This is a genomic window from Neoroseomonas rubea, from assembly GCF_016106015.1.
Lineage (GTDB): Bacteria > Pseudomonadota > Alphaproteobacteria > Acetobacterales > Acetobacteraceae > Neoroseomonas > Neoroseomonas rubea.
In genome coordinates this window covers 1-6,920 of record NZ_JACADQ010000217.1, presented here as the reverse complement: position 1 = coordinate 6,920, position 6,920 = coordinate 1, and the positions used below count along the sequence as shown (strand labels likewise).

At 74.8% G+C, this 6,920-nt stretch carries 6 protein-coding genes; all 6 read left to right on the top strand.

Annotated features, from left to right (window positions below):
- The first annotated feature begins 331 nt into the window (after positions 1 to 331).
- Entirely contained in the window at positions 332 to 2,854 is a 2,523-nt protein-coding gene (hrpB, locus tag HW577_RS17430; RefSeq protein ID WP_198377419.1) for an ATP-dependent helicase HrpB, read from the top strand.
- Positions 2,855 to 2,885: 31 nt separating this feature from the next.
- Positions 2,886 to 3,935 (top strand): S1C family serine protease, encoded by a 1,050-nt coding sequence (locus tag HW577_RS17425; protein WP_198377418.1) that lies wholly within the window; start codon positions 2,886 to 2,888, stop codon positions 3,933 to 3,935.
- A gap of 9 nt (positions 3,936 to 3,944) precedes the next feature.
- Complete coding sequence (locus tag HW577_RS17420) at positions 3,945 to 4,625, top strand: winged helix-turn-helix domain-containing protein (RefSeq protein WP_198377417.1); 681 nt, start codon at positions 3,945 to 3,947, stop codon at positions 4,623 to 4,625.
- 22 nt (positions 4,626 to 4,647) lie between these two features.
- A complete protein-coding gene (locus HW577_RS17415) occupies positions 4,648 to 6,075 on the top strand; it encodes a sensor histidine kinase (RefSeq protein WP_332837746.1) in 1,428 nt (475 codons plus the stop codon).
- A 58-nt stretch (positions 6,076 to 6,133) separates the two neighbouring features.
- Positions 6,134 to 6,394: a hypothetical protein gene (locus HW577_RS17410; protein WP_198377416.1), complete on the top strand. Its 261-nt coding sequence runs from the start codon at positions 6,134 to 6,136 to the stop codon at positions 6,392 to 6,394.
- A gap of 231 nt (positions 6,395 to 6,625) precedes the next feature.
- A partial coding sequence (locus tag HW577_RS17405; RefSeq protein WP_198377415.1) for a YbfB/YjiJ family MFS transporter occupies positions 6,626 to 6,920 on the top strand: 295 nt, incomplete at its 3' end.

Here is a 6,920-nt window from a genome sequence, read left to right as displayed (position 1 = left end):
CCCCCCCCCCCCCCCCCCCTTCTCCGGCCGGGCGCCGCCTTCCGGGGTCCAAGTGTGGCTGGAGTTCAGGCGGTGCTCTTCCGATCTGCGCCCCTCGCTGGCGTCCCGGTGCTGGACAGCTTCGACTGTGCGCTCGCCGCCGCGCTCGGGGGTGGCGCCGCGCGCGGCGCGCCTGCCGCGCAGGCCCCCATGCTCGGCCTCGATCCGCTGCTGGCCCGGTGCTTCCCTTGAGTCTCGGTTGCCAAAGACCTTTCGGCCGATTGGCCCCAAGGGACGATGCAAGCATCGTCCCTGGGAACCCGCGGCGGGGGCGCGCGGGCGGCGCCCCCGCATGACCCTTCCTGTCGAGGAGGCCCTGCCCGCGCTCGTCGCCGCCCTGCGCGCCGGCTCCAACGCGGTGCTCGTCGCCCCGCCCGGTGCCGGCAAGACCACGCTTGTCCCGTTGGTGCTGAAGGACGAGCCCTGGGCGGAAGGCGGCCGCATCCTCGTGCTGGAACCGCGCCGCGTCGCCGCCCGCGCCGCCGCCCGCCGCATGGCGGAGATGGTGGGGGAACCGGCCCCCGGCGGCACGATCGGCCTCGCCACGCGCCTCGACCGTGCCTTTTCCGACCGCACGCGGGTGGAGGTGGTGACGGAGGGGCTGCTGGTCCGTCGCCTGCAATCCGACCCCGGTTTGGATGGCGTCGCGGCGGTGCTGTTCGACGAGGCGCATGAGCGCAACATCGACACGGACCTCGCGCTCGCGCTGTGCCTCGACCTGCAGGCGAATCTGCGGCCGGACCTGCGGCTGCTGGCGATGTCCGCGACGATCGACGGCGCGGCCTTCGCGGGGCTCATGGGGGCCGGGCCGATTCACGGCTCCGCGCCATCCGGCGCTCCGCCGATCGGGCCGGATGTGGGTGCCGGGCCGATTCACGGCTCCGCGCCCGTCATCGAGAGCCTCGGCCGCGCCTGGCCGGTCGAGATGCGCCACCGCGCCCGCGACCTCGCCGATGCGCGCGACCTGCCGGAGGCGATGGCGGCGGCCGTGCGCGAGGCGCTGCGCGAACATCCCGGCGACGCGCTCTGCTTCCTGCCCGGCTGGGGGGAGATCCGTCGCACGCAGGAAAGCCTCGCAGGCGTCGACGCGCTGGTCGTGCCGCTGCATGGGGAGATGCCGCCGGCCGAGCAGGACATCGCGCTGAACCCCGCGCCGGACGGACGGCGCAAGGTGGTGCTCGCGACCTCGATCGCGGAGACCTCGCTGACCGTCCCCGGCGTGCGGATCGTCATCGATGGCGGCTTCCGCCGCGCGCCGCGGCTCGATGCCGCGAGCGGCCTGTCGCGCCTGGTCACGGTGCGCATCAGCCGCGCGGCTGCCGACCAGCGTGCGGGCCGCGCGGGGCGCACCGCGCCCGGTGTCGCGATCCGGCTGTGGTCGGAGGCGCTGCATCGCGGCCTGCCGCTCGCCGACCGGCCGGAGATGCTGGAGAGCGAACTCTCCTCCCTCGTGCTGGACTGCGCGGGCTGGGGCGCGGATCCGGCGACGATGGCCTTCCTCGACCCGCCGCCGGCGGGCGCGGTGGCCGCGGCGCGCGCGCTGCTCGGCGACCTCGATGCGCTGGATGCGGCGGGGCGGATCACCGAGACCGGGCGGCGCATGGCGCGGCTCGGGACGCATCCGCGCCTCGCGCGCATGCTCGTCGCGGCAAGGGATGAGGGCGAGCGCGCGCTCGCCGCCGACCTCGCCGCGCTGCTCGAGGAACGCGACCCGATCCGGGGCCGCGACGCGCCATCGGACGTGCATCTGCGGCTGGACCTGCTGCACGGCGCCGACCGCGCCGATGCGGATCGCGCGACGTTGCATCGCATCCGCCGCGCCGCCGCGCTGCACCGGCGCCGGCTGCGTGTGCATGGGGATGTGCATCCCGAGGGCGATGCCGGCGCGCTGCTCGCGGCAGGCTTCCCGGACCGGATCGCGGCGAAGCGCGGCGCGATGGATGGCGCCTTCCGCCTCGCCTCCGGCCAGGGGGCGCGGCTGCCGGCGACGGATGCGCTGGCGAAGGCGCCGCTGCTCGCGGTCGCCGACCTCGAATTGCAGGGGACGGAAGCGCGCATCCGCATGGCCGCGCGGATCGACCGCGCCGTGCTGGAAGCGCGCTTCCCGGAACGGCTGCGGCGGGAGGAAGGGGCGGCCTTCGATCCGCGCGCCAACGCCGTGGTGGCCCGGCGCCGGCTGATGTTCGGCCCGCTGGTGCTGGAGGAAGCGACCCTGCCGCATGCCGACCCGGCGTCCGTCGCCGCCGCCCTGGCCGCCGCGGCCGCCGAACGGTCCCTGCGCGACCTGCGCTGGACGGATGCCGCGCGCCAGGTCCAGGCGCGCATAGGCTGGATGCGCAAGGCCGAGGGGGAAGCCTGGCCGGATGTCTCCGACGCGGCGCTGGCGGGTAGCGTGCAGGACTGGCTCGCGCCGCACCTGCATGGGCGGAGCCGGCTCGCGGACCTCGCCGCGCTCGATCTCGTGGACCTGCTGCTCGGCGACCTGCCGTGGGAGAAACGCCGGGCGCTCGACGCCGCGCTGCCCGCGCGGCTCGCGCTGCCCGCCGGTCGGTCCGCGGCCATAGACTACGCGCGTGACGTGCCGACGCTCGAAGCCCGGGCGCAGCATCTGTTCGGCCTCGCATCGCTGCCGCCGCTCGCGGGGGGGCGGGTGCCGCTGCAGGCGGCGCTGCTCTCGCCGGCCGGCCGGCCCATCGCCGTGACCGGCGACCTGGCGGGCTTCTGGAGGGGAAGCTGGGCGGAGGTGCGCAAGGACATGCGCGGCCGCTACCCCAAGCACCCCTGGCCCGAGGACCCCGCGGCCGCTTCCGGTTGAACCCGCGCGCGGCGCAGCGCAGATTGCGGGCGTGAACGCCGAAGAACGCAACGAGTCCAGACCCGCCCTGCCCCGCCGCCTGGCGCTGCTGCTGCCCGCGGCGCTGGCCGCCTGCGCGCGGCCGGCTTCCGCCCAGCGCGGCCTGCCCGACTTCGCGGATCTGGCCGAACGCGTGCTGCCCGCCGTCGTCAGCATCCAGGTGACGAGCCGGGAGACCTCCCCCGACTCGCGCGGCACGCCCTTCGAGCGCGGCCGGCGCGGACAGCTCGTGCAGGGCGCGGGATCGGGCTTCATCATCGAGCCCTCGGGCGTCGTCGTCACGAACGGACATGTCGTCGGCAACGCCACGCGCGTCACGGTGACGACGCAGGACGGCACCGACTATCCGGCGCGCGTCATGGGCGTGGACGAACTGACCGACATCGCGCTGCTGCGGATAACGCCGCGCGGGCCGCTCGCCGCCGTCTCGCTCGGCGTCTCGGCCAACATGCGGGTCGGCCAGTGGGTGATCGCGGCCGGCAATCCCTTCGGCCTCGGCGGCAGCATCACGAGCGGGATCATCTCGGCCCGCGGGCGCGACATCGGCCAGGGCCCCTTCGACGACTTCATCCAGACCGACGCGCCGATCAACCCGGGCAATTCCGGCGGGCCCCTGTTCAGCATGGCGGGCGAGGTGATCGGCATCAACACGGCGATCTACTCGCCTTCGGGCGCGAGTGCGGGCATCGGCTTCGCCGTGCCGTCGGACCTCGCGCGCCCGGTGATCGAGGCGCTGATCCGCGGCGGGCGCGTGGAACGCGGCTGGCTTGGCGTCTCGGTCGCGGATGCCGAGGAACAGGGCCGCGGCCGGCGCGGCGCCCTCATCATGGGGGTGGAGCGCGGCAGCCCAGCCGCGCGCGCCGGGCTGCGGCAGGGCGACCTCGTCACGGCGCTGAACGGCGAATCGGTCGCGACATCGCGCGCGCTGGTGCGCGGCGTGGCCGGCCTGCCGCCGGGGGAGACGGTGCGCCTCACGCTCACGCGCGGCGGGCGCAGCCAGGAGGTCGCGGTGCAGATCGGCCGCCGGCCCAACGACAGCTGAGGAAACGGGATGCGCATCCTTCTGGTGGAAGACGATGCCGAGGTGGCGCGCTTCGTCCGCCGCGGGCTCCAGGAAGCGGGCCATACGGTGGAGCACGCGGCGAACGGGCGTGACGGGCTGTTCCTCGCGGCGTCGGAGCAGTTCGACATGCTGGTGCTCGACCGCATGCTGCCCGGCGGCGTGGACGGGGTGCGGCTGGTGGAGACACTGCGCGCCCAGGGCAACCGCACGCCGGTGCTGTTCCTCTCCGCGCTCTCGGCCGTCGATGAACGCGTGAAGGGCCTGAAGGCGGGCGGCGACGACTATCTGGTCAAGCCCTTCGCATTCGCCGAACTGCTCGCGCGCGTGGAGGCGCTGGCGCGCCGCCCGACGGTCGATGCGCCGGCGACGCGGCTGAAGATCGCCGACCTCGAGATGGACCTGCTCTCCCGCACCGTGACGCGCGGCGGCAAGCGGATCGAGATCCAGCCGCGCGAATTCCGCCTGCTGGAACACCTGATGCGCCATGCGGGTCAGGTGGTGACGCGCACCATGCTGCTCGAGAAGGTGTGGGACTACCATTTCGACCCGCAGACCAACGTGATCGACGTGCATGTCAGCCGGCTGCGCCAGAAGGTGGACAAGGGCTTCGACAAGCCGCTGATCCACACCGTGCGCAACGCCGGCTACATGATCCGCGCCGAGCCCTGAGCCCCGAGGCGCCGGGCGAGCCGTGACGCCCCCGCCCATCCCGCAGGAAGACCTGCCGAACCCATGGGACCCGCTGCTGCGCTTCCTGCGCAGCGCGGGCTTCCGCTTCGCCCTGCTGTTCGCGGTGGTGTTCAGTTCCGCCGCCGCCGGCTTCGCCTTCGTGCTGTGGTTCGCGACCGCGGGCTCGCTGGACCGGCAGACCGACGCGGCGCTGCGCACCGATGCGCTCGGCCTGATGGAACGCTGGCGGGAAGGCGGGCCGGGCGCCGTCTCGGACGCGATCGCCGAACGGCTCGCGGCCGATGTCGAGAACCACGCGATCTACCTGCTGCTCGACCCGCGGGGGGTGCGCGTGGCGGGCAATCTCGACCGCTGGCCGGCCGCGGCGGGCCAGGGCCCGGACGGCCCCTGGTCCTTCGCCTTCGTGGCGCGGGAGGGCATCAGCGTCGAGGCGCGGCTCTACACCATGAACCTCGGCGAGTACCGGCTGATCGCCGGGCGCGACATCGAGGAGAAGCAGCGCCTGCGCGACACGCTGGCCGAGGGCATCGCCTGGTCCTCCGCCGCCGCGAGCATCTTCGCCCTCGTCGGCGCGGCGGTGCTGCGCCGCGCGCTCGCCAACCGGCTGCGCCCGGCGACGCGCACGGCGGAAGCGATCGCGGCGGGCGACCTGTCCCGCCGCGTTCCCTCCTCCGGGCTGGAGGACGAGTTCGACCGGCTGGGGGAGAGCATGAACGCCATGCTCGACCGCATCGACCGGCTGATGGAAGGCGTGCGCGGCGTGTCCGATTCCATCGCGCACGACCTGCGCACGCCGATCGCCCGCGCGCGCGCGAAACTCGAGGAAGCGCTGGCGGACACGGCGGAGCCCGGCGCGCTGCGCGCTGCGATCGAACAGGCGATCGCCGACCTCGACCACATCACGCGCGTCTTCGGCGCGCTGCTGCGCATCGCCGAGGCCGAGGCCGGCGCGCGGCGCGCCGCCTTCGCGAGCTTCGACCTCGCACCCGTGCTGGCCGACGTGGCGGAATTCTATGGCGTCGTCGCCGAAAGCCGCGGCCAGGCGCTGGTGACGGAGCTGCCGGACCGGATCGACCTGGTGGGCGACCGCGACCTGCTCGCCCAGGCGGTGGGGAACCTGATCGACAATGCGCTGAAGTTCACCCCGCCGGGTGGCCGGGTGCTGCTGTCGGCACGCAGCCTTCCGCGCGAGGGGATCGAGATCGCGGTGGCCGACAGCGGCCCCGGCCTGCCGATCGAGGACCGCGCGCGCGCGGGGGAGCGCTTCTTCCGCGCCGACGCGTCGCGCGGGACGCCGGGCTCGGGGCTCGGCCTGTCGCTGGTGCGGGCGGTGGCGCATCTGCATGGCGGGGACCTCGTCCTCGGCGATGCGGAACCGGGGCGCCTGCCGCCGGGGCTGCGCGCGACGCTCAGACTCGGCATCGCATGAACTTGGCGTCATCGCGCCGCCATCCGGGCCTCAGAAGCAGGGCGCTATCCTACGGGCCATGCCCATCCGCCTGCCGCTGTCGGTCATGCTGGCCGCGCCGCTGCTCATCGCGACCGGCGAGCCGATCCCGCGCATCACCAGCGACAGCCAGGAATACTGCACGGAACTCGTCGGCCGGCTCGCCCGGCTGCCGGGGGCGGGCGGGGAACCGGCGCGCAGCCTGGGCGCCGATGGCATGCGGCTGTGCGAGGAAGGCCAGCCGCGCGCTGGCGTGGCGAAGCTGCGGCGGGCGATCCGGGCCGCGCAGGCGCCCCCCTGAGGCCCTGGCCGATCGGATGCCGTCATCCGATCGCATGTCTTGTCCTGGACAGCACGGATGTCCGGGCCGCCTCCGCCCCGGGGCGAGGCCCGCGCAGGCGGAGGCGCCCGGACGGATCGCCCCCTCCGGGAAACATGGATTCCAGAGCGGTCCATCCTCGCCTGGCGCAGCCCCGCGGCCGTCCGGCGGGACGCAACGGCGCCATCGCGCCGCGCCGCGGCGGCGCGGCTGATGCGCGACGTCCTCTCGCCCGCGCTGGCCGGGGCGGCGGCGACCTGTTCGGGCATCGGGCTCGCCCGCTTCGCCTATGTGCCGCTGTTCCCGGCGATGGTCGCCGCCGGCTGGGTCGATGGGGCTGAAGCCGGGCTGCTCGGCGCGCTGAACCTCACCGGCTATCTCGCCGGCGCGCTGCTGGCGCGCGCGCTGGCGCGGCGCATCGGCGTGCCGCGGGCGCTCGATGCCGGGATGGCGCTGGCGGCGCTCGCCGCGGCCTGCTGCGCCTGGAACGGGGGGGTGGCCTGGCTCG